At 68.2% G+C, this 22571-nt stretch carries 19 protein-coding genes; 13 read left to right on the top strand and 6 right to left on the bottom strand.

Going from position 1 to position 22571, the window contains the following annotated elements:
* The first annotated feature begins 30 nt into the window (after positions 1-30).
* A complete protein-coding gene (locus ACETK8_RS17815; RefSeq protein WP_374037158.1) occupies positions 31-723 on the top strand; it encodes a TorF family putative porin in 693 nt (230 codons plus the stop codon).
* A gap of 67 nt (positions 724-790) precedes the next feature.
* On the opposite strand, the gene ACETK8_RS17810 is transcribed toward ACETK8_RS17815, so the two are convergent.
* Entirely contained in the window at positions 791-2419 is a 1629-nt protein-coding gene (locus ACETK8_RS17810; protein ID WP_374037157.1) for an alpha-glucosidase, read from the bottom strand.
* A gap of 175 nt (positions 2420-2594) precedes the next feature.
* Here ACETK8_RS17810 and ACETK8_RS17805 point away from each other — a divergent pair, with 175 nt between their 5' ends.
* Complete coding sequence (locus tag ACETK8_RS17805) at positions 2595-4109, top strand: glucose/galactose MFS transporter (protein ID WP_374037156.1); 1515 nt, start codon at positions 2595-2597, stop codon at positions 4107-4109.
* 189 nt (positions 4110-4298) lie between these two features.
* Here the strand turns inward: ACETK8_RS17805 and ACETK8_RS17800 are convergent, their stop codons facing one another.
* The 3 genes from ACETK8_RS17800 to ACETK8_RS17790 are packed head-to-tail and all read right to left on the bottom strand — an operon-like array spanning position 4299 to position 6034.
* A complete protein-coding gene (locus ACETK8_RS17800) occupies positions 4299-4922 on the bottom strand; it encodes a DUF1190 domain-containing protein (RefSeq protein WP_374037155.1) in 624 nt (207 codons plus the stop codon).
* Between the two features lie 8 nt (positions 4923-4930).
* On the bottom strand, positions 4931-5341 hold the full coding sequence (locus tag ACETK8_RS17795) for a DUF350 domain-containing protein (RefSeq protein WP_374037154.1): 411 nt from the start codon (positions 5339-5341) through the stop codon (positions 4931-4933).
* Positions 5342-5371: 30 nt separating this feature from the next.
* The gene (locus tag ACETK8_RS17790; RefSeq protein WP_374037153.1) at positions 5372-6034 is read right to left on the bottom strand and encodes a YjfK family protein; all 663 of its coding nucleotides are present in this window, start codon (positions 6032-6034) and stop codon (positions 5372-5374) included.
* A 95-nt stretch (positions 6035-6129) separates the two neighbouring features.
* On the opposite strand from ACETK8_RS17790, the gene ACETK8_RS17785 reads away from it, so the two are divergent.
* The 5 genes from ACETK8_RS17785 to ACETK8_RS17765 all read left to right on the top strand — a co-directional run bounded on the left by ACETK8_RS17785 (position 6130) and on the right by ACETK8_RS17765 (position 12213).
* Positions 6130-6807, top strand: a complete 678-nt coding sequence (locus tag ACETK8_RS17785; protein ID WP_374037152.1) for a YjfI family protein — start codon at positions 6130-6132, stop codon at positions 6805-6807.
* 16 nt (positions 6808-6823) lie between these two features.
* Positions 6824-7564, top strand: a complete 741-nt coding sequence (locus ACETK8_RS17780; protein WP_374037151.1) for a PspA/IM30 family protein — start codon at positions 6824-6826, stop codon at positions 7562-7564.
* A gap of 208 nt (positions 7565-7772) precedes the next feature.
* Positions 7773-8933 (top strand): glutathionylspermidine synthase family protein, encoded by a 1161-nt coding sequence (locus ACETK8_RS17775; protein ID WP_374037150.1) that lies wholly within the window; start codon positions 7773-7775, stop codon positions 8931-8933.
* Between the two features lie 135 nt (positions 8934-9068).
* Positions 9069-11372 (top strand): glycoside hydrolase family 3 N-terminal domain-containing protein, encoded by a 2304-nt coding sequence (locus tag ACETK8_RS17770; protein ID WP_374037149.1) that lies wholly within the window; start codon positions 9069-9071, stop codon positions 11370-11372.
* Positions 11373-11403: 31 nt separating this feature from the next.
* Complete coding sequence (locus ACETK8_RS17765) at positions 11404-12213, top strand: metallophosphoesterase family protein (RefSeq protein ID WP_374037148.1); 810 nt, start codon at positions 11404-11406, stop codon at positions 12211-12213.
* Here ACETK8_RS17765 and ACETK8_RS17760 read toward each other — a convergent pair.
* Positions 12210-13076 carry a WecB/TagA/CpsF family glycosyltransferase gene (locus ACETK8_RS17760; protein WP_374037147.1) on the bottom strand — a complete coding sequence of 289 codons (867 nt, stop codon included), beginning with the start codon at positions 13074-13076 and terminating at the stop codon, positions 12210-12212. The genes ACETK8_RS17765 and ACETK8_RS17760 overlap by 4 nt on opposite strands.
* A gap of 130 nt (positions 13077-13206) precedes the next feature.
* Between ACETK8_RS17760 and ACETK8_RS17755 the strand changes: the two genes are divergently transcribed.
* The 4 genes from ACETK8_RS17755 to ACETK8_RS17740 all read left to right on the top strand — a co-directional run bounded on the left by ACETK8_RS17755 (position 13207) and on the right by ACETK8_RS17740 (position 18470).
* Entirely contained in the window at positions 13207-14511 is a 1305-nt protein-coding gene (locus tag ACETK8_RS17755) for a UDP-glucose dehydrogenase family protein (RefSeq protein WP_374037146.1), read from the top strand.
* A 5-nt stretch (positions 14512-14516) separates the two neighbouring features.
* The gene (locus tag ACETK8_RS17750; RefSeq protein ID WP_374037145.1) at positions 14517-15485 is read left to right on the top strand and encodes an NAD-dependent epimerase/dehydratase family protein; all 969 of its coding nucleotides are present in this window, start codon (positions 14517-14519) and stop codon (positions 15483-15485) included.
* 249 nt (positions 15486-15734) lie between these two features.
* Positions 15735-16916 carry a TMEM43 family protein gene (locus ACETK8_RS17745; protein WP_374037144.1) on the top strand — a complete coding sequence of 394 codons (1182 nt, stop codon included), beginning with the start codon at positions 15735-15737 and terminating at the stop codon, positions 16914-16916.
* Between the two features lie 48 nt (positions 16917-16964).
* A complete protein-coding gene (locus ACETK8_RS17740) occupies positions 16965-18470 on the top strand; it encodes a UxaA family hydrolase (protein WP_374037143.1) in 1506 nt (501 codons plus the stop codon).
* Between the two features lie 146 nt (positions 18471-18616).
* Here the strand turns inward: ACETK8_RS17740 and ACETK8_RS17735 are convergent, their stop codons facing one another.
* Entirely contained in the window at positions 18617-19051 is a 435-nt protein-coding gene (locus tag ACETK8_RS17735; protein WP_374037142.1) for a c-type cytochrome, read from the bottom strand.
* A gap of 124 nt (positions 19052-19175) precedes the next feature.
* Between ACETK8_RS17735 and ACETK8_RS17730 the strand changes: the two genes are divergently transcribed.
* Complete coding sequence (locus ACETK8_RS17730; RefSeq protein ID WP_374037141.1) at positions 19176-20870, top strand: alkaline phosphatase family protein; 1695 nt, start codon at positions 19176-19178, stop codon at positions 20868-20870.
* A gap of 102 nt (positions 20871-20972) precedes the next feature.
* A complete protein-coding gene (gene pyk / locus ACETK8_RS17725) occupies positions 20973-22409 on the top strand; it encodes a pyruvate kinase (RefSeq protein ID WP_374037140.1) in 1437 nt (478 codons plus the stop codon).
* Positions 22410-22571 lie beyond the last annotated feature (162 nt).

The following is a 22571-nucleotide window of genomic DNA, read 5'->3' as shown; positions in this document are numbered from 1 at the left end:
ACCAAACAGAAAACTCACGGGGATACCGAGATGAAACTTCAAGCCTCCTGCGCGGCGCTCGCCGCCGCGCTCGCGACCCTGACCTTCGCCGGCGCGGCTTCGGCCCAGGATACGCAGTTCGCCTTCAACGCCTCCGTCACCAGCGACTACGTCTTCCGGGGCGCCAGCCAGTCGGATGAAGGCCTGGCTCTTCAGGGCGGCGTCGACATGAGCGTCGGCTCCTTCTACGCGGGCGCCTGGGCGTCCAGTGTCGATTTCGGAGATTCGACCGACGCGGAGATCGACCTCTATGGCGGCTATCGTACCGAAGCCGCCGGCTTCGCTCTCGATTTCGGCGTGGTGGGCTACACCTACGTCGATGCGCCTTCGATCCCGAACGCCGGTTACGGCTTCGTGGAGTTCAAGGCCGCCGCCTCGCGCGCTATCGGTCCGGTGACGGCCGGCGCCGCCGTCTACTACTCGCCTGACTTCTTCGGCGTCGACGATGAAGCCACCTATGTCGAAGGCAACGTCGCCTTCACCCCGGCGGACAAGTGGTCTGTCTCGGCCGCCCTGGGCAAACAGTTCCTCGACTTCAGCGACGACTACGTCACCTGGAACGTCGGCGTGGGCTATGCCCTCACCGACAATCTTTCGGTCGACGTGCGTTACCACGACACCGATGTGGACAACGCCCCCCTCTATGACGGCCGCGTCGCCGCCACGCTCAAGGCCGCCTTCTAGTCCTGTAGATCACTCCACGATCGACGCCGCCCCGGAGCCGTCCGGGGCGGCGTTTTCGTTTCTGAGCTCAGGCGGTCCGGGACAGGATCAACCCGGCCATGGGTTGCAGAGCCCCCGAAACGCCGTCCGGCTGGTTCACCGACTGGACGACCGACCAGCCCGACGGCGGCGCCCAGACCACCGGATAGTGCCCGAGGTTGAAGACGCAGATCAGAACCTCGCCCTCGGTCTCTCGCTCGAACGTCAGCAGGTCTTCCCCCGCTTCCAATACGGTCATCGACCCGAGCCGCAGGGCCGGGTGGGTGCGGCGCAGACCGATGACCCGTCGCGCCAGATGCAGGGTCGCGTCCGCATCCCGCTCCTGCGCCTCGACCGCCAGGGCGACATGGCGCGGATCGACGGGCAGCCAGGGCTCGTGCTCGGAGAAGCCGGCGAAGCCGTTGTCGGTCCGCCACGGCATGGGGGTGCGGGCGCCGTCGCGGCCCAGGGTCTCGGGCCAGTTGGCGATGGCCTCCGGATCGACCAGCCGCTCGAACGGCACCTGTCCTTGCGGCAATCCCAACTCCTCGCCCTGATAGACGAAGACGTTTCCGCGCAGACAGATCAGCAGCAGAAGGGCCATCTCGGCATAGGCCTTGGGATCGCGTCCCTCGGCCCAGCGCGACACCGCGCGTGGCGCGTCGTGATTGGAAAAGGCCCAGGACGGCCAGCCCTCGCCCGGCGTGCCCGGCCACATCGCCGGTCCCTCGCGCACCAGCTCCGGGGTCAGCTTCGGTGCATAGAGATAGAGGAAGCCATAGGCCGACTGCAGCCGATCGGTCCCCTCCGTATAGAGGTGCATTTCCTCGTTCGCTCGGTCGCCCGCCACTTCGGCGACCAGGAAGCGATCGCCCGGATAGGCGTCGACCGTCTGCCGCAGCCGGGTCAGGAATTTGAGAATGTCCGGGTGCGACTGATTGTGGTCATGCAGCTGGAAATCGAACGGCCTGGTCCGCTTGCCGGGGCGCGGGTCCGGCGGATTGTCGGTCAGGGCCGGGTCGTGCATCGAGAAGTTCAGGGCGTCGCAACGGAAGCCGTCCACGCCCCGATCCAGCCAGAAGCGGGCGACGGCCAGGAGCGCCTCCTGCACTTCCGGGTTCCTCACGTTCAGCTGCGGCTGCTCGCGCAGGAAGTTGTGCATATAGTACTGGCCGCGCCGCGCGTCCCAGGTCCAGGCTGGGCCGCCGAAGACCGATTGCCAGTTGGACGGCGGCGACCCTTCCGGCTTGGCGTCGGCCCAGACGTACCAGTCCGCCTTGGGACCAGTCCGGTCGTGACGGCTCTCCCGAAACCAGGCGTGTTCGTCGGAGGTATGCGCATAGACCTGATCGACGATGATCTTCAGACCGAGCGCGTGCGCCTTCTCCACCATCCGGTCGAAGTCCGCCATCGTGCCGAAGATCGGGTCGATGCCGACATAGTCCGAGACGTCGTAGCCGAAATCCTTCATCGGCGAGGTGAAGAAGGGCGACAGCCAGATCGCATCGACGCCCAGCGAGGCGATGTGCTCCAGATGCGCCGTGACGCCCGGCAGGTCGCCGATCCCGTCGTTGTTGGTATCGGCGAAACTGCGTGGATAGACCTGATAGATGACCGCGCCCCGCCACCATTCGCGGCCGGATGCGAGCGGGTCGGAGGCGGGGAAGGGCATGTTCATGACCCGGACCAGACCACCGGACGGCGCCCGCGTCCACACCCGCCTGTCGTCGTCGGTCAGGCCACTTTTCGTTACGCGGACAAAGTTGGGACTGGACGCCGTCGTCTATCCGCGTGACCCATGGGCCATAAAGGGGCTACGGGCGGTTCACGTCCGACAGGAAACGAGGGCCAGGATGACCGAGACCGCCACGACCACGCCGACGAAGGGGACGCATCTCGCCTTCGCCTATGTCACCACCCTGTTCTTCGCCTGGGGCTTCGCGACCTCGCTGATCGACCCCCTGGTCGCGGCGGTGCGCGGCGTGTTCGAGCTGAGCTTCACCGAGGCGTTGCTGACCCAGTTCGCCTGGTTCACGGCCTACGGCGTCTTCGCCCTGCCGGCGGCCTTCATCCTGTCTCGCCTCGGCTATGCCAGGTCCATCGTCGGCGCGCTCGGCGTCATGGTGCTGGGCGCCCTGATCGTGCCGCTGTCGACCATTCTCGACTTCTACCCCGGCGTTCTGGCCGCCCTGTTCGTGATCGGCGGCGGGGTGACCCTGTTGCAGGTGGCCGCCAATCCCCTGGCCGCCGCCCTGGGGTCCGAGAAGGGTTCGCACTTCCGTCTGGTCCTGTCGCAGGCTTTCAACTCGCTGGGCACGGTCGTCGGGCCGCTGCTGGGCGCCACGGTCATGCTGTCGGGCGGCATCTTCGCCGCGGGCGGGGTGACGGCGCTGGGGTCGCCGACCGCCCTGATCCTGCTGGGGCTCGGCGTCGTCTTCGGCATCGTGGCCGGCGCGCTTCTGGGCGGCCTGCGTCGTGACCTGAAGGCCTGGATCCCGCTCGGCGCCGCCATCGGTCTGGCGGTCGGCTGGATGATCTTCCTGCACAACTACATCGGCGGCATGGCGCCGTCCTTCACGCCTGCCGCCCCGGCAGAGCCCGCCGCGCCGGTGGTGCTGGACCCGGCGCTCCGCGCCCAGACCCTGGCCAATATCGACGCCGTCTTCATCGGCCTGGCCGTCTTCTTCGCCCTGCTCGGCGGCTTCATCTGGCTGATCCGCTCCAAGCTCTCGGCCGCGACCGTCTCGACCGAAACGAGCGCGTCTCCGTTCGAGGCCCTGAAGTCGAAATGGGCCATCTTCGGCGCCGTCGGCATCTTCATCTATGTCGGCTCAGAGGTCGCCATCGGCAGCCTGATGACCAACTTCCTGGAAGCCCGGAACATCCTCAGCCTGTCGCCCGCCGACGCCGGTCGTCTGGTCGCGCTCTACTGGGCCGGCGCCCTGATGGGCCGGTTCGCGGGCAGCGCGCTCCTGACCCGCATCCCGGCCGCGACCCTTCTGATCGTCTTCACCACCCTGGCCGCTGTGCTCTGCGCTGTGGTGACCCAGACGGGCGGCGCCACCGCCGCCTTCGCCGCCCTCGCCATCGGCCTGTTCAACTCCATCATGTTCCCGGCCATCTTCACCCTGACGCTGGAGCGGTCGACGGCCCCGGCCTCGGCGACCTCGGGCCTTTTGGTGTTCGGCATCATCGGCGGGGCGATCCTGCCGCTGGTCGCCGGTCGCGTGGCGGACATGGCGGGCACGATCAACCCGGCTTTCTTCGTGCCGTTGGTGGGTTATGTGCTGCTGGTGGTGTTCGCCGTCGCCGCCTCGCGCGCGCCGGTGCATGCGATCGGCGCAGCGCAGAAGACGGGCGGGCACTGAAGCAAAGAACCCTCTCCCCTTGCGGGAGAGGGCTTGAGGCCCGCAGAGCGCAGCGATGCGACTTGGCCGAAAGGGTGAGGGGTCTCGCTGCCTGATCGGCGAGAGCCGGTGTCACCCCTCACCTGATCGCGCCAGAACGACGGCTACGCCGCCGTGCGCGATCTCCCTCTCCCGCAAGGGGAGAGGGGCTTAGCCGCCGTAGCCGCGACCGCCGCCGCCGAAGCCGCCGCGCGAGACGACGGTGGTGCGGCTCTGGACGCGCGAGGGCGCCTGACGCGCCACATCGGTTCCATAGTCGCGGCTGTTGGCGACCTGACGGCCGGTCCGATAGTCGCGGCTCAGATACCCGCCGCCGTAGCCGTTCTGATAGTTGCCGTCGCGGTCGCGATAGAGGGCGCCGCCCCCGCGATAGCCGCCGCCGTTCATCATCTGGCCGATGAGGAAGCCGGTCAGGAGCGGGGTGAAGAAGGACCCGCCGCCCGAGTTGTTGGGCCGGCACTGATCCGGCCCCCATGCGCCTTCGCATTCCGACTGGGTCGCATAGCGGGGCGCGGTCTGTTCGGCCTGGGTCCGCGCATTGGCCTCGGCGGCTTCGCACTCTGCGGGCGAGACGTCGTTGGCGGCCTTGCATTCGTCCAGCGAGGTATAGGCCAAGGCCGGTTCCGGCTCGGGCACGGCGACCTGGGGCGCGCCGCAGGCGGCGAGCGAGAAGGAGGCCGTGGCCATCAGGCTGGTGATCTGAAGCGTCTTCGACCGCTTCATCCGGCGCATGGTCTTGGTTTCCGGCGCGGCGGGGGAGGGGGTGTCGCTCATGGTCTCCCTCACGTCGTCATGCAGGCGGCGTTCAGCAAGCCGACGCAGATGGAAATCGAGGCCAGATAGATGGAGGAGGCGACCTCGCCCTTCTCGATCCGCTCGGCCAGGTTCTTGAAGGCCAGTTTCGAAACGATGACGAAGACCACGATCTGGATCACGCCGGCCAGGGTCGCCCAGGCCGCGAACTCCATCAGGCTGACGGTGTGCGACAGGGCCGAGGCCAGGGGCAGGACATAGCCGATCAGGGCGCCTCCAAGAGCAATGGCCGCCGCCGGATTGCCGTCCCGGATCAGGGTCCGCTCATGATAGGGCGTAACCCACTGGTAGATCAGCTTGAAGGCCACGGTGAAGACGCCCGCCAGGGCGAAGGCGATGACGAAGGCCGTGGCCCCCGTCTGGAATGCGAACCAATCCATCGTCTCAGTGCTCCAAATGGGCGGTGCGGCTCACGCCGTGAACTCGCCGACTTCAAGGGGGATGCCGACCATGATCTCGTGCGAGATGTCGGCGGATTTTCCGGGGGCCTTTTCGGGCTCCATCTCCAGCGCCAGCATCAGTTCGCGCCCGCCCGACAGCTCGCGCGCATAGAGCATGCAGGTCTGGAAGATCTTGCCATAGGGGACGGTCGCCGTGCGGTCGTCCCAGATGGATTCCCACATCGTCACCGGCGGTTGGCGCGCATCGCTCTCGGCGAACCAGAAGCGCGGCCAGACGCCGACCTCTTCCGGCGTACCGTCGAACACCGGCTCCGACAGGCGGTCGCGCCAGACGCGGCGCTCGCGTTCGCCGGGCGGATAGGCGCTGGTCCAGGGAATGAAGAGGGAGAAGTCATAGGCCTCGGCGCCGGTCGCATCGTCGCTCATGGCCTGAAGCATGACGTGGTCGTCGGTGTAGAAGCGGTGGACCGTCTGGCCGCCGTCCAGGGTGATGGTCCCCTGCGCCGTGATCTCCAGCGCGTCGGTGTCGAGATTGAACACGGTCTCGGGCTGCAGCCGACGCCAGGCCAGGGGATCCAGCGACACGGTCCGGCCCAGGGTGATGTTCCTCACCACCGCCAGTCGATTGACGGGTTCCGCAGCAGGCTGTCCGCCGAAGAGACGCTTGAACATGGTCCGGTCTTTACCCCGCCACGCTGGCGGTCACGAATGAAATTCGCATCCCGCTTGTCGCAGGTCAAGTGTTCATGTTACGCGTTACATGCAACATGACAGACGCCGCCGACAGTTCAGCCCCCGCCTCCGGCACGGATCGCATCCGGGCCTGGCGAAAGGCGCGTCGCGACGCCGGCATGATCAAGCTGGAGTTCTGGGCGCCCGAAGCCTGCCGCGACGACATCAAGGCCGCCGTGCGCGCGATTGTCGCGGAATCGACCCGGGCGCCCCAGCTTGCGCCGCGCCGTTCTCGTCCCACCTCTTCCTCGCCTTCAACCGGAGCCGACCCCCAAATGGACGCCGTCATCGAAACCGCCTGGACCGTTCCCGCCGTGAAGACGGCGCTGGACGAGAGCGCTCTGGTCCGCGAGGGCGAAATGACCCTGCGGGTGCTGGAGGGGGCCGAGCCGGTCCTTCTGGCGACCATGCACGAGTACGGCGACCTGCCGATCTATCTGTCGGTCGGCGGCGCCCAGATCGTCTGTTCGGTCCTGCTGTGGCCCGTGGCGGAACAGTCGGACACCGCCCGCTTCAACGAGTTCCTGCTGAAGGCCCAGCGCGTGGTGCCCCTGTCGAACTTCGCCATCACCACGGTGGGGGATCAGGACGTCTATGAGCTGATGGGCGAGCTGTCGTCGAAGACGACCCTGCACACCATCCTGATCGAACTGCGCACCCTGGCCGAAAACGCCATCGACGCGACCGCGCTTCGCGATACCTTCGCCGCCTGAACCGGAGACCACGCTTATGTCCATGCTGTCCAAACTCTCCGCCCTGTTCCGCGGCACGGCCCATGACGCGGCCCAGTCGGTGGTCGATCAGAACGCCCTGAAAATCCTCGATCAGGAAATCCGCGACGCCGACACGGCGCAGGGCAAGGCCCGTGACGACCTCGCCGGCCTCGTCGCCCGCCGTCGCATGGCCGAGAACGAAATGACCTCGTTCCGCGACCAGATCGCCAAGTATGAGTCTTCGGCCCGCTCGGCTCTGGGTCAGGGCAAGACGGATCTGGCGCGCGAGGTCGCCGTCCGTATCGCCGAGCTGGAAACCGAGATCGGCCAGCGCGGCCCGATGATCGACGGCATGAAGGAGGCGGAGACGCGCCTGCGCACCGCCATCGCCTCGACCGACACCAAGATCGAGACCCTGCGTCGCGAGATCGACATCGTGAAGGTCAACGAGAGCGTGCAGCGCGCCCAGACCTCGGTCGCCCTGCAATCGGCCGGCGCCCATTCGCGCATCGGCTCGGCTGCCGACAGCCTGCAACGCATCAAGCAGCGTCAGGCCGTGCAGGAAGAGCGTCTGCGCGTCGGTCAGGAGCTGGAGGACAAGCGCACCGGCGCCGACCTCGACGCCAAGCTGAAGGAGGCGGGCATCCTGCCGGGCCATTCCTCGGCCGACGACATCCTGGCGCGCCTGTCCCAACCGGACGTGACGGTGGTGACGCCGCGCATCGGTCAGGCGACGCCGGACAAGGATCCGGGCTGATCCAAACGTCTCCTCCCCGTCGCGCAGCGATGGGGAGGTGGCAGCGAGCTCTTCGCGAGCTGACGGAGGGGGCGACCCGGTCTCGTCGGGTCTGCGCCCCCCAGCCCTCACTCAAGCCACCGTCTCGCCCCCTCCGTCACGACGCGAAGTCGCGTCGCGCCACCTCCCCATTCGCCAAGCGGCGAACGGGGAGGAGACAGGAAACCCCATGCAGCGCCTCATCCTCCCCGAACGTCCGAACTGGCAGGCCGAGGCCGAGCGTCTCGGCTTCACCTGGCACCACATCTCGGGCGAGCCCTACTGGACCGACGAGGTCGCCTACGCCTTCACCCTGGAACAGGTTGAGGAGGGGATCGAAAACCCGACGGCCGAACTGCACCAGATGTGCCTCGACCTCGTCGACGAGGCGGTGAAGTCCGAACGGCTGATGACCCGGCTCGATATCCCGGAAACGCTGCGGGACTATGTCGCCGACAGCTGGAAGCGGGGCGATCCCTCCCTCTACGGCCGGTTCGACTTCGCCTATGACGGCGCGGGTCCGGCCAAGCTCTACGAATACAACGCCGACACCCCGACCTCGATCTACGAGAGCGGCGCGTTTCAGTGGCTGTGGCTGGAGGACCGGATCAAGGACGGCTCGCTGCCCGTCGATGCGGATCAGTTCAACAGTCTGCACGAGAAGCTGGTCGACCGGTTCCGCCAGATCTTCCCGGATGGCGGCTTCGTGCATTTCTCGTCGGATCCCGACTTCGTCGAGGATCGCCAGACGGTTCTCTATCTCGAGGATTTGGCCAAACAGGCCGGGCTCGATCCGAAGTTCGTAGCCATCGGCGACATCGGCCTGAACGCCGACGGGCGCTTCGTGGACGAGGAGAACTGGCTGATCCAGGCCATGTTCAAACTCTATCCGTGGGAGCAGATGCTGCGCGACGACTACGCAGAGCCCCTGCCGCGCGTGGAGATCACGGTGCTGGAACCGGCCTGGAAGTCGCTGCTGTCGAACAAGGGGATCCTGCCGCTGCTGTGGGAACGCCACGCCGGTCACCCGAACCTGCTGGAAGCCTACTTCGAGGACGACCCGAAGGCCTCGGCCCTGTCGGCCGCCCATGTGCGAAAGCCCCTGTTCTCGCGCGAGGGCGCCAATATCGAGATCGTCGACGCCGACGGGACCGAGCGAGGGCAGGATCAGGGCTACGACGGTCGCGCCATCCTGCAGGCCGTCCATGCACCGCCCGTCTTCGACGGTCGGCATGCGATCATCGGCTCGTGGATCGTGGGCGAGGAGCCGGCGGGCATGTCGATCCGCGAGGACGTCGGCCGGATCACCCGCGACACCTCCCGCTTCGTGCCGCATTTCATCCGCGATTGAGGATGCGTTCAGCGAAGTAACCGGTTACAAGGCGGCCCATCGAGGGGGCGGACGATGTGCGATCCAGCGTAGACCGCGACCTGACTTCGTCCCCATCACCCCGTATGAACGTGGGCCATGAGTGAAGAGCAAAGCATGATCGACGTCCGCGCCACCGACCGCCGCTCCATCCTGGCCGTGGCCGCCGGTCTGGCGACGTTCGGCGCGGCCATGGTCGTGGCCCCGCGCGGCGCCGAGGCGAAACAGGCCGCCGATCTGGACCGCGTCGACGCCCTGATCGCCCGCATGACGATCCAGGAGAAGGCGGGCCAGCTGAACCTGCTGGGCGACCCCTTCCGCTTCCGTCCGATGAACGTGAACCCGTTGGACGGTCAGGGCGACCCCGCGCGCGTCACCCGGATGATTCGCGAAGGCACGGTCGGAAACCTGTTCAACGGCGTGGGCGCCGAGGCCGGTCGTCGCATCCAGAGGATCGCGGTGGAGGAAAGCCGTCTGGGCATTCCGCTGCTGTTCGCCGCCGACATCATCCACGGACTGAAGACCGTCTTCCCTGTGCCGCTCGCCGAGGCCGCCGCGTTCGATGCCGACCTGGCCCGCCGCACGGCGCGGGCCGCGGCTCTGGAAGGCGCGGCCTCCGGCATCCACCAGACCTACGCCCCCATGGTCGACGTCGCGCGCGACCAGCGCTGGGGTCGCGGCGTCGAGGGCGCGGGCGAGGACGTGCTTCTGAACGAGATCCTGGCCGTCGCCCGCGTGCAGGGCTTCCAGGGCGAGCGGGGTCTGGCCGACCGCGACGCCCTTCTGGCCACGCCCAAGCATTTCGCCGCCTATTCCGCTGGTCTGGCGGGCATGGAGTATAACTCCACCGACATGTCGGAGGCGACCCTGCGCGGCACCTTCCTGCCGCCGTTCCAGGCGGCTTTCGAGGCCGGCGCCCTGTCGGTCATGACCGCGTTCAACGACCTGAACGGCGTGCCGGCGTCCGGCAATCCGTACCTGCTGACCGAGATACTGCGCGACGAGTGGAACTTCACCGGCTTCGTCGTCTCCGACTACACGGCCGAGCAGGAGCTGATCGCCCACGGCTTCGCCGTCGATGGTCGTGACGCGGCGCGCATCGCCCTGATGGCCGGCATGGACATGTCGATGGTCTCGGGTCTGTTCCTCGAACACATCCCCGACCTGGTCGAGAAGGGCGACGTCCCCATGGCCCGCGTCGACCAGGCGGTGCGTCGCGTCCTGATGACCAAGGCGGCTCTGGGCCTGTTCGACGACCCCTACCGTGGCTGCGATCCGGAGCGGGAGCGTCTGGTGGTCGGGTCGCGCGAGCACCGCGACCTGGCCCGCGAGGCCGCCGTGAAGTCGATCGTCCTTCTGAAGAACGAAGGCGACCTGCTTCCGCTGAAGACCGAGGGCCAGAAGATCGCCCTGATCGGCCCCTTCGCCGACGACGTCGAGAACGTCTTCGGTCCCTGGACCATCTGGGGCGACGACAACAGCCGCGTCTCGCTGGAAACCGGCTTCCGCGCCGCCATGACCAATCCGCAGGACCTCAGCGTGGCGCGCGGGTCCGACGTCGAGGAAGCGCTGGCCGGCGGCATCGACGACGCGGTGCAGGCGGCGCTCGCGGCCGACGTCGTCGTTCTGGCTCTGGGCGAAAGCTCGCGCATGTCGGGCGAGGCCCAGTCCCGCACCGAGATCGACATTCCGGCGCCCCAGCGCGCCCTGGCCGAGGCGGTCGCCGCCACCGGCAAGCCCATCGTCGTCCTGCTGCGAAACGGCCGGGCGATGGAGCTGTCCGGCGCCGTCAAGGACGCCCCGGCCATCGTCGTCACCTGGTTCCTGGGCGGCGAGATGGGCAACGGCGTCGCCGACATCGTCTTCGGCAAGGCCTCGCCCTCCGGCCGCCTGCCGGTCAGCTTCCCGCATCGCTCGGGCCAGCAGCCCTACAGCTACGACCACAAGGTCACCGGCCGCCCGGCCAACAACGCCCTGGCGACGCAGGAGTATGTCGCCCGCTATCGCGAGACGACCAACACCGCCCTCTATCCGTTCGGCCACGGCCTGACCTACGGCACGGTCTCCTACGGCGACGTGACCCTTTCGGAGCCGACCCTGGACTGGACCGGCGAGGTCGAGGTCTCGGTCGAGGTCACGAACGCGGGCGAGCGCGAGGTGGTCGAAACGGTCCAGCTCTACATCCGCGACCGCGTCGCCGACCTGACCCAGCCGGGCCGCCGCCTGCGCGACTTCCGCAAGGTCGAACTGGCCGCAGGGGAGACGAAGACGGTCGCCTTCACCCTGCGTCGCGAGCAACTGGAATATATCGGCGCCGACGCGCGTCCGACGGTCCAGCCGGGCGTCTTCGACATCTGGCTGACCTCCTCGGCCCAGGCGGGCCAGTCCGCGCTCCTGACGCTGGGACCGCGAACGGCTTGAACCCCCGACGGGGAGGAGGCATGTGGATGACATGCTGTCCCGCCTCTTCCCCAATCGACCGGCCCGGAGGGTGTCGCGCACGCCCGCCGACTGCGTCGTCTGGGCGGTGGGCGACATTCACGGCCGCTCGGACCTGGCCGACCGGCTGATCCAGGCCATCCGCGCCGACCTTCATGCGGCCGAGGCCAAGCGCAAGGTCGTCGTCTTCCTGGGCGACTACGTCGATCGCGGCCTCGATTCCAGGGGCGTGCTGAACCAGCTCTGCAACCTCGCCGCCGACCCCGCTCTGGAAGTCCACTTCATCAAGGGCAACCACGAGGAGCGGATGGAGGCCTTCCTGCACGATCCGATGGTGGGGCCGTCGTGGTGCGACTACGGCGGGCGCGACACCCTGGTCTCCTACGGCGTCAATCCGCCGCCGATGCGCGGCGACGCCCAGGCCTGGGCCGAGGCCTCGCGCGGCCTCGCGGAGGCCCTGCCGGAATCCCATCAGGACCTGCTGGCCTCGCAGGAGCTGTCGGTCTCCATCGGCGACTATTTCTTCGCTCACGCCGGCGCCCGACCGGGCATCGCCCTGCCGGTCCAGGCGCCCGAAGACCTGATGTGGATCCGCCAGCCCTTCCTCGACCATTCCGCCCTGTTCGAGCAGGTGGTCGTGCATGGCCATACCCCGACCGAGGCGGTCCATTCCGACGCCCGACGCATCGGTGTCGACACCGGCGCCTACGCCACGAACGTGCTGTCGGCCGTGCGTCTGGAGGGCGAGACCCGCATTCTGCTTCAGGCGACGGGTCGGGCCGGGCGGGTCTCGATCACGACCGGCGCCCTAGCGACAGTCTAGGCCCGCGCGCGACGCGCCTTGAAGGCGGTCCACAGATCGGCGGCGATCAGGTGGCTCAGGCTCCACGGCTCGACCAGATAGCGACGCGCCAGCCGTTTCGGATCGTGCAGCAGGCGGAACAGCCACTCGACGCCCATCCGTCCCATCCAGCGCGGCGCGGCCTTCTGTTCGCCGGCCTCGTAATCGAAGGCGGCGCCGACCGAGAAGACGGCGCAGTCGGGCAGGGCGTCCAGATTGTCCAGGATCCACAGCTCCTGGCGCGGCATGCCCATACCGACGAACAGGATGTGCGGCTGGAAGGCGTTCACCTCGTTGACGACCACCGTGTTGTCCCGCGACCCCGGCGTGGCGACGAAGAAGCCGTCGCGCACCTTGATGTCGGCGTTCGGGTACTCATAGGCCAGACGTCCGCGCGCGCGCTCCACCACGGCGGGTTCGCCGCCGACATACATGACGCGCCAGCCGTTCCGGTCGACCAGGCTCCAGAAATGGTCGCGCCAGTCCAGATAGGTGCAGCGGTGAAACGCCTTGCCGTGCAGACCCAGAAGCTTGGCGAAATGGATCAGGGGGGTGGAATCGACCTCCACCAGATCGGCCCGGTCGTAGAACTGCTGAAGCCTCGGCGCCTTCTGCAACAGGGCCAGGCTGTTCAGATTGTGGTTGGCGATGACGACCTTGCGACGGGCCTTCACCCAGGTCTCGACGTGGTGCAGCACCTCTTCGGGGCGGACCAGATCGACGGTCTGGCCCAGCAGGCGGACCCGCTCCCGCTCGCGCCGCGCCTTGCGGAAGGGTGCGCGTGCGCGCTGGCGGCGCTCGACCAGCGCGGCTTCCGGCAATGCGTAAGGCGAGGTGTCGGTCATCGTCCGATCTTGCGGCGACGACACTCAAGATCGGGTAAGAGGACACGCTTAACAGGATATGGATGTGTGACGTTTTGCGCCGCACCATCGGCTGGGGTAGAGCTGGCGGGCTGTCGCCGGGGAGATTTCGATGCGCGTTACGATGATTGGGACGGGCTATGTGGGCCTGGTGTCCGGAGCCTGTTTCGCCGACTTCGGCCACACGGTGGTCTGCGTCGACAAGGACCCGTCCAAGATCGAGCGTCTGAATGCCGGTGAGATCCCGATCTTCGAGCCGGGGCTGGACGCCCTGGTCGCCGACAACGTCAAGGCGGGCCGTCTCAGCTTCACCCTGGACGGCGCCGAGGCGATCCGGTCGGCCGATGTCGTCTTCATCGCCGTGGGCACCCCGACCCGTCGTGGCGACGGCCATGCGGACCTCTCCTACGTCTATGCGGCGGCGGAGGAGATCGCCGGCCTGATCGACGGGTTCACGGTCGTGGTCAACAAGTCCACCGTCCCCGTCGGCACCGGCGACGAGGTCGAGGCCATCATCCGCCGCGTCCGCCCCGACGCCGAGTTCGCCGTGGTGTCGAACCCGGAGTTCCTGCGCGAGGGCGCGGCCATCGAGGACTTCAAACGTCCCGACCGCGTCGTCATCGGCACGGAAGACGAGCGCGCCCGCGAGGTGATGGCCCAGGTCTATCGCCCGCTCAGCCTGAACGACTTCCCGGTGGTCTACACCGCGCGCCGCACGTCCGAGCTGATCAAATACGCCGGCAACGCCTTCCTGGCCCTGAAGATCACCTTCATCAACGAGATCGCCGACCTGTGCGAACAGGTGGGGGCGGACGTGCAGCAGGTGGCCAAGGGCATCGGTCTGGACGGCCGGATCGGCTCGAAATTCCTCAACGCCGGGCCGGGCTACGGCGGCTCCTGCTTCCCCAAGGACACGGTCGCCCTGGTCCGCACGGCCCAGCAGTACGGCACGCCGGTTCGGCTGGTGGAGACCACGGTCGACGTCAACGACGCGCGCAAGAAGGCCATGGCCGACCGGGTCGTGGCGGCGCTGGGCGGCGATGCGAAGGGCAAGACCGTCGGCATCCTCGGCCTGGCCTTCAAGCCCAACACCGACGACATGCGCGATGCGCCCAGCCTCGATATCGTCCCCGCCCTGATCGCCGCCGGGGCCAAGGTCCAGGCCTATGACCCGGAGAGCATGCACGAGGCCGGGAAGCTCCTGCCCGACATCGACTATCGCCAGGACGCCTATAGCGCCATCCAGGACGCCGACGCCGTCGTCATCCTGACCGAGTGGGACCAGTTCCGCGCGCTGGATCTGGACCGCATCAAGCTTCTGGCCCGCGCCCCGGTCATGGTCGACCTCCGGAACGTCTACCGCCCGGCCGAGATGCGCGCGCGCGGCTTTTCCTACACCTCCATCGGCCGGGGCTGAGCGCCATGACCGTCATCGTCACCGGAGCCGCGGGGTTCGTCGGCATGCACGTCGCCGAACGCCTGTTGCAGCGGGGCGAGACGGTGATCGGCGTCGATGAGTTCAACGCCTACTACGACGTCGCCCTGAAGGACCTGCGCGCCGAACGGCTGGCGAAACACACCGCCTTCCGCATGGTCCGCGCCGACATCGCCGACGCCGAGGCGATGCACGAACTGGTGCGCTCGTCGGGTGCGAAGCGGGTCGTCCATCTCGCGGCCCAGGCGGGCGTTCGCTACTCGATCGACAACCCCTTCGCCTATCAGCGCTCCAACCTTCAGGGTCACCTGTCGATCCTGGAGGCCTGCCGCCACAACGGGGTGGAGCATCTGGTCTATGCCTCGTCCAGCTCGGTCTACGGCAACCGGCCGCTGGCGGGGGAGGGGTTCCGCGAGGACGATCCCACCGTGTCGCCCGTCTCCCTCTACGCCGCCACCAAACGCTCCTGCGAACTGCTGAGCCAGAGCTACGCCTCGCTCTACGGCTTCCCCCAGTCGGGCCTGCGCTTCTTCACCGTCTACGGGCCGATGGGCCGGCCGGACATGGCCTATTTCAGTTTCACCGAAAAGATCATGCGGGGCGACCCGATCGAGGTCTATGGCGAAGGCAGGATGGCGCGGGACTTCACCTATATCGACGACATCGTCGACGGGGTGGTCGGCGTTCTGGACCACCCGCCGGCGCGTGGCGGGCACGAGGTCTACAACATCGGCGATTCCAGCCCGGTCGGCCTGATGGAGATGATCTCGACGCTGGAAACGGCGCTGGGCCGCGAGGCCGTGAAGATCATGAAGCCCATGCAGGCCGGCGACGTCACCGCCACCTATGCCGACGTCTCCAAGCTGAACGCCCTGACCGGCTATGCCCCCAGGGTCGCCCTGGCCGAGGGGCTGGGCCGGTTCGTCACCTGGTGGCGAGACTGGCGCGGCCTTTAAATATCCCGCTCATCCCCGCGAAAGCGGGGACCCAGTTCTGTGGGCGTTCGGGCCGATCTGGTTCGCCACGGCCTTCAATCCCGCGCACCATTTGCCTCACGAAAGCACTGGGTCCCCGCTTTCGCGGGGATGAGCGGAATTGGGTAAGTGTCAGCTTCCGTAAGCCGCGACGGCCTGTCGCACGGATCAAGCGGTGCTATATCTGCGCGCTGAAGGTCGGATTTCGACCCAGAGGCTCGGGGGAGCGCCATGCCGGATCAAGTCACCAAGACCACCAGCACGTCCTGGTTCAGCCGCGTCGGTTCGGCCTTCGCGGGCGTTCTGGTCGGCATCGTCCTGATCTTCGCCTGCGTCTGGGGTCTGGCCTGGAACGAGGGCAATGCGGTGAAGGTCGCGCGCGGCCTGACCGAGGGCGCGGGCAATGTGATCGAGGCGCCCGCCACGCCGATCGACCCCTCGAACGACCAGAAGCTGGTCCATGTGGTCGGCGACATCGCCGTGACCGCGCCGCTGGAGGACAATGACTTCGGCGTCACCGCCACGGGCGTGAAGCTGTCGCGCACCGCCGAGATGTACCAGTGGCAGGAGGAATCGAAGTCCGAGAGCCGCACCAAGCTGGGCGGCGGCGAGGAGACGGTTACCACCTACACCTACACCAAGGTCTGGGCCGCCGGCGCTATCGATTCCACCAAGTTCAACACGCCCCAGGGCCACGAGAACCCGACCCCGGCCTTCGAGGGCGCCGAGGTCTTCGCGACCGACGCCACGCTCGGCGCCTATCGGCTGGAGGAGAATGTCCTGGGTCAGGTCGGAGGCGCGCAGGCCCTGAACCTGTCGGCCCAGTCCGAAGCCATTGCCGCGGCCGTCGGTGCGACGCCGGCCCACGAGGTTTCGGGCGGGACCATCTTCATCGGCGAGAACGCACGGACCCCGGTGGTCGGCGACATGCGCATCTCCTACGAGGTCACCCCGGCCCAGGAGATCAGCGTCGTCGCCCGTCAGAACGGCGACAACTTCCTCGACTACCGCGCCCGCAACGGCTCGGAGTTCCTGCTGGTCGCCGACGGCGACATGCCCGCCGCCGACATGTTCCAGGACGCCCAGGACGCCAACAATCTGATCGCCTGGATGATCCGCGTCGTCGGCATGATCCTGCTGATGGTCGGGTTCGGCCTGATCCTGGCGCCGTTCGGGGTGCTGGCCGATGTCCTGCCCCTGGCCGGGACCATCGTCCGCATGGGGACGGGGCTGATCGGCTTCGTGCTGGGCCTGATCGTAGGCACGGTGACCATCGCCCTGGCCTGGCTGGCCTTCCGTCCGATCACGACGATCATCATCCTGGCCGTCGGCGGGGCCATCGCTTTCGGCGTCTACCGTCTGGGGCGCGGGCGGGCGAAGAAGAAGCTGGCGGCCGAAGCCGCGACGGCCTGACGTTTCAAGTCCTGACGTTTCGATCGCGACATGCTAGGCGGGGAAGTCATGTCTTCCCCGTCCATTCTCCGCCTCCATCCCGATGACGACGTCGCGGTCGCCGTCCGCCCCCTCAGCGCCGGCGAGACCGTGGAGGGGATCACCGCCACGACCGACGTCCCGGCCGGCCACAAGATCGCGCTAAAGCCCGTCGCCGTCGGCGGCCAGGTCAGGAAATACGGCCAGGTCATCGGCGCCGCCACGGCCGCCATCGCGCCGGGCGACTGGGTCCATGTCCAGAACCTCGGCGTCGGCGATATTTCGGCACGCGTTGACACCGGTGTCGTCGAAGGCGTCGCCCGCACCGCCGAACCCCGCACCTTCGACGGCTATCTGCGCTCGGACGGCCGGGTCGGGACCCGCAACTATCTGGCGGTGGTCACCTCGGTGAACTGCTCGGCCATGGTCGCCCGCCGCATCGCCCGCGAGGTCGAGGCCCGTCTGGGCGACAGCCATCCGACCATCGACGGCGTCGTCGCCATCACCCACGGCTCGGGCTGCGGCATGGCGTCGGAGGGCGAGGCCATGGACATGCTGCGCCGGACCCTGTCGGGCTATGCGCGCCATCCCAATGTCGCGGGCGTCCTGATGCTGGGCCTCGGCTGCGAGACCAACCAGATCTCCAGCCTGATGGAGGCCGAGGGCATGGCCGGGTCCGCCGACCTCGGCGTCATGGCCATTCAGGAAAGCGGCGGCGCCGCCTCCACCATCCAGCAAGGCATCGAGCGGATGATGGAGATGGCCGACCGCGCCGCCGCCCTGACCCGCACGCCCCAGCCGGTGTCGAAGCTGATCGTGGGCCTGCAGTGCGGCGGCTCGGACGGCTATTCCGGCATGACCGCCAACCCGGCGCTGGGCCGCGCGGTCGACCTCCTGGTCGCCCAGGGCGGCACGGCCATCCTCAGCGAAACGCCCGAGATCTACGGCGCCGAACACCTGCTGACCGGCCGCGCCTCGCCCGAGGTTTCCGCCAAGCTGATGGACCGCATCGCGTGGTGGGAGCGTCACGTCGAGACCACCGGCGGCTCGCTCGACAACAACCCCTCGGCCGGGAACAAGGCCGGCGGCCTGACGACCATTCTGGAGAAGTCCCTGGGCGCCGTGGCCAAGGCGGGTTCCGCGCCCCTGTCGGCCGTCTACGAGTATGCCGAGCCGGTCACGGCTCACGGGCTCGTCTTCATGGACACGCCCGGCTACGACCCCGTCTCGGCCACGGGCCAGATCGCGGGCGGGGCGACGATGATCTGTTTCACCACGGGCCGGGGTTCCGTCTTCGGCGCCAAGCCGGCCCCCAGCCTGAAGCTGGCCACCAACTCCGCGCTCGCGCGCCGCATGCCCGACGACATCGACATCGACTGCGGCCGGGTGCTGGACGAAGGCATGTCGCTGGACGCCCTCGGCGCCGAGATATTCGAGACCATCCTGGCCACCGCCTCGGGCAAGGTCACGGCCTCGGAAGCCCTCGGTTTCGGCGAGGACGAGATCCAGCCCTGGCGCCTCGGCGCGACGATGTAAGTTCATCCGTGCACCCCAGCGAAGGCTGGGGTCCAGATTACGAACTGAGGCGGCCGGGATGGCGCACCGTCTGTTCTGCCCTCACTTGCTGAGTTCTCCATCTGGACCCCAGCCTTCGCTGGGGTGCTCGGAGATTGGGAGGTCTCTCAGTTCGCCTGGGTCCTCAGATAGGCGATCAGATCGGCGCGGCGCTGGCCGTCCTTGATGCCGACGAAGGTCATCTTGGTGCCGGGGATGACCTCGCGCGGCTTCATCAGGAAGTCGTACAGGTGCTGCTCGTCCCAGACGCCGCCCGCCGCGGCCATCGCGGTGGAGTAGCGATAGTCCGCTTCGTGCCCGACCGGCCGTCCGACGATCCCGTGCAGGCTGGGTCCGACCCGGTTCACCCCGGCCTCGACCGTGTGACAGCTGCGGCACTGATTGAAGACGAGCCGGCCCGCCTCGGCGTCGCCGGTCAGCTGGCTGACGTCCGCGACTTCGACGACCGGCGCCTCGGGCTTGTCCGGTCGCGGCGGCTCGCCGGAACAGGCGGCCAGAACCAGCACGGCCAGGGCCGGCGTCAGGACTTTCAGGGCGGTCATCGGCGTCCTCATGATCGAGCCGCGAGCTAGGCCCGGTCGCATCCTCTGTCAACGCGACCGAAGGGCGTCTTGGTAACGTAACGAAGCGGGGCTAAGCGGGGCCGTCCAACGATACGGTGTAACGATGCCCAGAACGACCGCCCGCCTCGCCGCCCTTCTCGCGTCCTGCGCCCTCGCCACCGGTTTCGGCGCCCAGGCCTCGGCCCAGACGGCTCAGCCCGCTGCGTCGACCAAGCCGACCCTGATCGTGACCATCGTCGTCGATCAGTTCAGCTCCAACCTCTACAACCAGTATCGCGACCGGTTCTCGGGCGGCCTGCACACCCTGACGGACCACGGCCTGGTCTATGCGAACGGCTTCCAGCAGCACGCCATGACCGAGACCTGCCCGGGTCACTCCACGGTCCTGACCGGTGTCAATCCGACCAGCTCGGGCATCCCGGCCAACGACTGGATCGACCGCGCGACGGGCGAAGAGGTCTATTGCCTCGCCGCGCCGGAGAACACGCTGGCCCACGGCCGCAACACCGACAACGGCCCGGTCGGTCCCGGCCAGCTGCGCGCCACGACCCTGGCCGACTGGGTCAAGGCCGAGAGCCCGACCAGCCGCGTCTTCGCCGTCTCGGGCAAGGACCGGGGCGCCATCAACCTGGCCGGCCACCACGGCGACGGCGTCTTCTGGCTGACGGACGACTTCGGCTTCACCACCTATGTCGAGCCGGGCAAGTCGGCCGAGGAGAAGCTGCGCCCCGTCGCCGACCTGAACCGCCGCATCAACGCCCGCTTCGCCGCCTCTGCCCCGAACTGGACCTACACCCGCCCCGAGTGCCGCGCCCTGGAAGGCGAGTGGACCGTCGGCGGCCAGACCTTCCGCGCCACCCTGCCGCCGGTGCGCGGCTTCGCGGTCGACAACTCTCCGCTGCTGGACGAACTGACGCTGGAGGCGGCGACCGAGCTCTTGAACAGCCAGGCCCTGGGCCGTCGCGGCGTGGTGGACATGCTGGGCGTCAGCCTCTCGGCCACCGACCGCATCGGCCACGCCTTCGGCACCCAGGGGCCGGAGATGTGCGAGCAGATGTACCGCCTGGACGTGGCCTTGGGCGCCTTCCTCGACCGCCTGGCGCAACAGCCGGGCGTGGTCGTCGTCCTGACCGCCGACCACGGCGGTTCCGACTTCCCGGAGCGGATGCACGATCGCGGCTACCACGACGCCGTGCGCGGCGACCCGGCCCTGCTGGGTCGTCTGAACGACACGCTGAAAACCCGCTTCAACCTGACCGTCGCCCCGCTGTCCTACGGCAGCTCCGGCCTGATGGTCGTGGGCGAGGGCAACAAGGAGCTGGTCGATCCGCGCCGCGACGAGATCGCCGCCGCCGCCGTCGAGATGCTGCGTGCCGAGCCCAACGTCGCCGGCGCCTGGACCATCGAGGAGGTTCTGGCCTCCCCCCTGCCGCGCCCGACCCAGAGCCCGCAGGAACTGACCCTTCTGGAACGCAACCGCCTCAGCGCGGTCGAAGGCCGCTCGCCCGACATCGTCGTCTCGCAATGGCCGAACACCACGACGGTGCGCGGCAACGTCACCGGCACCCTGTCCACCCACGGCACAGCCTGGGACTACGATCGCGGCGTACCGATCGTCTTCTGGTCGCCCGAGTTGCCGGCCGGTCAGGAGCGGTTCTTCCCGATCCGCACCATCGACATCGCCCCGACCCTGGCCAATCTGATCGGGGTGAAGACGCCGGACACGGTCGAGGGCCGCTGCATGGACCTGGGCGTCTTCGCCGCCCCGACCTGCCCGGACCCGGCCACCGTTCGGTAACAGAGCAACACTTTGGGTTTCCCATAGGGGAGCCGTCCTTTCCCCCGGCGCGTTTCATGGCACAGTCGCCGTCAGGAAACGCGACCGGCCAACGGGACAACAATGAACAGACAACGCCGCGCGCGCATCGTCGCGACGCTGGGGCCCGCCAGCCGCGCCCCCGGCACGATCAAGGCCCTGGCCGAGGCGGGGGTCGACGTCTTCCGCCTGAACTTCTCTCATGGCTCGCATGAGGATCACGCCGCCAATCTGAAGGCCGTGCGTGGGGCCGAGATGGCGCTGCAGCGTCCTTTGGGCGTGCTCGCCGATCTGCAGGGGCCCAAGCTCCGCCTCGGCCGCTTCGCCAATGTCGAGATCGCGGTGAAGCCGGGCCACAAGATGCGGTTCGACCTCGACCCCACGCCGGGCGACGAGACGCGGGTGCAGATGCCGCATCCGGAAATCTTCAAGGCCCTGCGCGAGGGCATGCTGCTGCTGCTCGACGACGGCCGGGTGCGGCTGCGTGTCGGCAAGCGCACCGACGAATGGGCCGACGTCACGGTCGAGAGCGGGACGAAGCTGTCGGATCGCAAGGGCGTGGCCGTGCCCGAGGCCATCATCCCGGTCTCGGCCTTGACGCCCAAGGACCGCGAGGACCTGAACTTCGCCCTGCGCATCGGCGTCGACTGGGTCGCCCTCAGCTTCGTGCAGAAGCCCGAGGACATGGCCGAGCTGAAGCAGATCGTGAAGGGCCGCGCCGCCTGCCTGGCCAAGATCGAAAAGCCCCAGGCGCTCGACGCCCTCGAAAGCATCCTCGACTACTGCGACGGCGTCATGGTCGCGCGCGGCGACCTGGGCGTCGAAATGCCGACCGAAGAGGTGCCGGTCGCCCAGAAGACCATCATCCGCGCCGCCCGCCAGCGCGGCGTCCCGGTCATCGTCGCGACCCAGATGCTGGAGTCCATGACCAGCGCCCCCGCCCCAACCCGCGCCGAGGCCTCCGACGTCGCCAATGCGGTCTATGAGGGCGCCGACGCCCTGATGCTGTCGGCCGAGACGGCGTCGGGCGACTATCCGCTGGAGGCCGTCGGCATCATGAACCGGATCATGGAGCGGGTCGAAAGCGATCCCCTCTGGCCCGGCCTGATGGACGCCGAACATGCCGGCATGGACGACGATTTCGACGCCGACGCCCTGGTCGCCGCCGCCCGCAAGGCCGGCGAGGCGCAGTCCACGGCCTGTATCGTCGTCTTCACGACGCTCGGCGGCACCGCGCGCCGCATGTCGCGCGAACGCCCGCTTCAGCCCATCCTGGCCCTGACGCCCAAGCCCGAGACCGCGCGCCGCCTCGCCTTGGTCTGGGGTCTCGAACCCCGTCTCGGCAAGGAGCCCGCCAGCCTGGAGGACGTCACCGAGGACGCCGTCGCTTCGGCCATGAAATACGATCTCGCCGACGCCGGCCAGCGCATCCTGATCCTGGCCGGCACCCCCTTCGGCGCGCCGGGGGCTGCGAATCTGCTCCGACTGGCGCATGCTCCGGCCAAGAAGGCGAAGCGGTGATCCTTCTCCCCTCGGGGGAGAAGGTGGGCGGCGGAGCCGCTCGGATGAGGGGGCTGGTTCAGCCGGCGTGATCTCGGGTCAGACGGGTTGCGGATTTCAGCAGCCCCCTCATCCGTCTCGCTCCGCGAGCCACCTCCTCCCCCGAGGGGAGAAGGCCCTTTT

This window comes from Brevundimonas staleyi (assembly GCF_041893865.1).
Taxonomy (GTDB): Bacteria; Pseudomonadota; Alphaproteobacteria; order Caulobacterales; family Caulobacteraceae; genus Brevundimonas; species Brevundimonas staleyi.
This window is presented reverse-complemented; position numbering and strand designations above follow the sequence as displayed.

Excerpts from the sequence above, each read along its gene's own strand:
- ACETK8_RS17750 (WP_374037145.1), top strand. The coding sequence starts at position 14,517 with ATGACCGTCATCGTCACCGGAGCCGCGGGGTTCGTCGGCATGCACGTC.
- ACETK8_RS17770 (WP_374037149.1), top strand. The coding sequence starts at position 9,069 with ATGATCGACGTCCGCGCCACCGACCGCCGCTCCATCCTGGCCGTGGCC.
- pyk (WP_374037140.1), top strand. The coding sequence starts at position 20,973 with ATGAACAGACAACGCCGCGCGCGCATCGTCGCGACGCTGGGGCCCGCC.
- ACETK8_RS17740 (WP_374037143.1), top strand. The coding sequence starts at position 16,965 with ATGTCTTCCCCGTCCATTCTCCGCCTCCATCCCGATGACGACGTCGCG.
- ACETK8_RS17790 (WP_374037153.1), bottom strand. The coding sequence starts at position 6,034 with ATGTTCAAGCGTCTCTTCGGCGGACAGCCTGCTGCGGAACCCGTCAAT.
- ACETK8_RS17760 (WP_374037147.1), bottom strand. The coding sequence starts at position 13,076 with ATGACCGACACCTCGCCTTACGCATTGCCGGAAGCCGCGCTGGTCGAG.
- ACETK8_RS17745 (WP_374037144.1), top strand. The coding sequence starts at position 15,735 with ATGCCGGATCAAGTCACCAAGACCACCAGCACGTCCTGGTTCAGCCGC.
- ACETK8_RS17800 (WP_374037155.1), bottom strand. The coding sequence starts at position 4,922 with ATGAGCGACACCCCCTCCCCCGCCGCGCCGGAAACCAAGACCATGCGC.
- ACETK8_RS17795 (WP_374037154.1), bottom strand. The coding sequence starts at position 5,341 with ATGGATTGGTTCGCATTCCAGACGGGGGCCACGGCCTTCGTCATCGCC.
- ACETK8_RS17780 (WP_374037151.1), top strand. The coding sequence starts at position 6,824 with ATGTCCATGCTGTCCAAACTCTCCGCCCTGTTCCGCGGCACGGCCCAT.
- ACETK8_RS17785 (WP_374037152.1), top strand. The coding sequence starts at position 6,130 with ATGACAGACGCCGCCGACAGTTCAGCCCCCGCCTCCGGCACGGATCGC.
- ACETK8_RS17735 (WP_374037142.1), bottom strand. The coding sequence starts at position 19,051 with ATGACCGCCCTGAAAGTCCTGACGCCGGCCCTGGCCGTGCTGGTTCTG.
- ACETK8_RS17815 (WP_374037158.1), top strand. The coding sequence starts at position 31 with ATGAAACTTCAAGCCTCCTGCGCGGCGCTCGCCGCCGCGCTCGCGACC.
- ACETK8_RS17810 (WP_374037157.1), bottom strand. The coding sequence starts at position 2,419 with ATGAACATGCCCTTCCCCGCCTCCGACCCGCTCGCATCCGGCCGCGAA.
- ACETK8_RS17765 (WP_374037148.1), top strand. The coding sequence starts at position 11,404 with ATGCTGTCCCGCCTCTTCCCCAATCGACCGGCCCGGAGGGTGTCGCGC.
- ACETK8_RS17805 (WP_374037156.1), top strand. The coding sequence starts at position 2,595 with ATGACCGAGACCGCCACGACCACGCCGACGAAGGGGACGCATCTCGCC.
- ACETK8_RS17730 (WP_374037141.1), top strand. The coding sequence starts at position 19,176 with ATGCCCAGAACGACCGCCCGCCTCGCCGCCCTTCTCGCGTCCTGCGCC.
- ACETK8_RS17755 (WP_374037146.1), top strand. The coding sequence starts at position 13,207 with ATGCGCGTTACGATGATTGGGACGGGCTATGTGGGCCTGGTGTCCGGA.
- ACETK8_RS17775 (WP_374037150.1), top strand. The coding sequence starts at position 7,773 with ATGCAGCGCCTCATCCTCCCCGAACGTCCGAACTGGCAGGCCGAGGCC.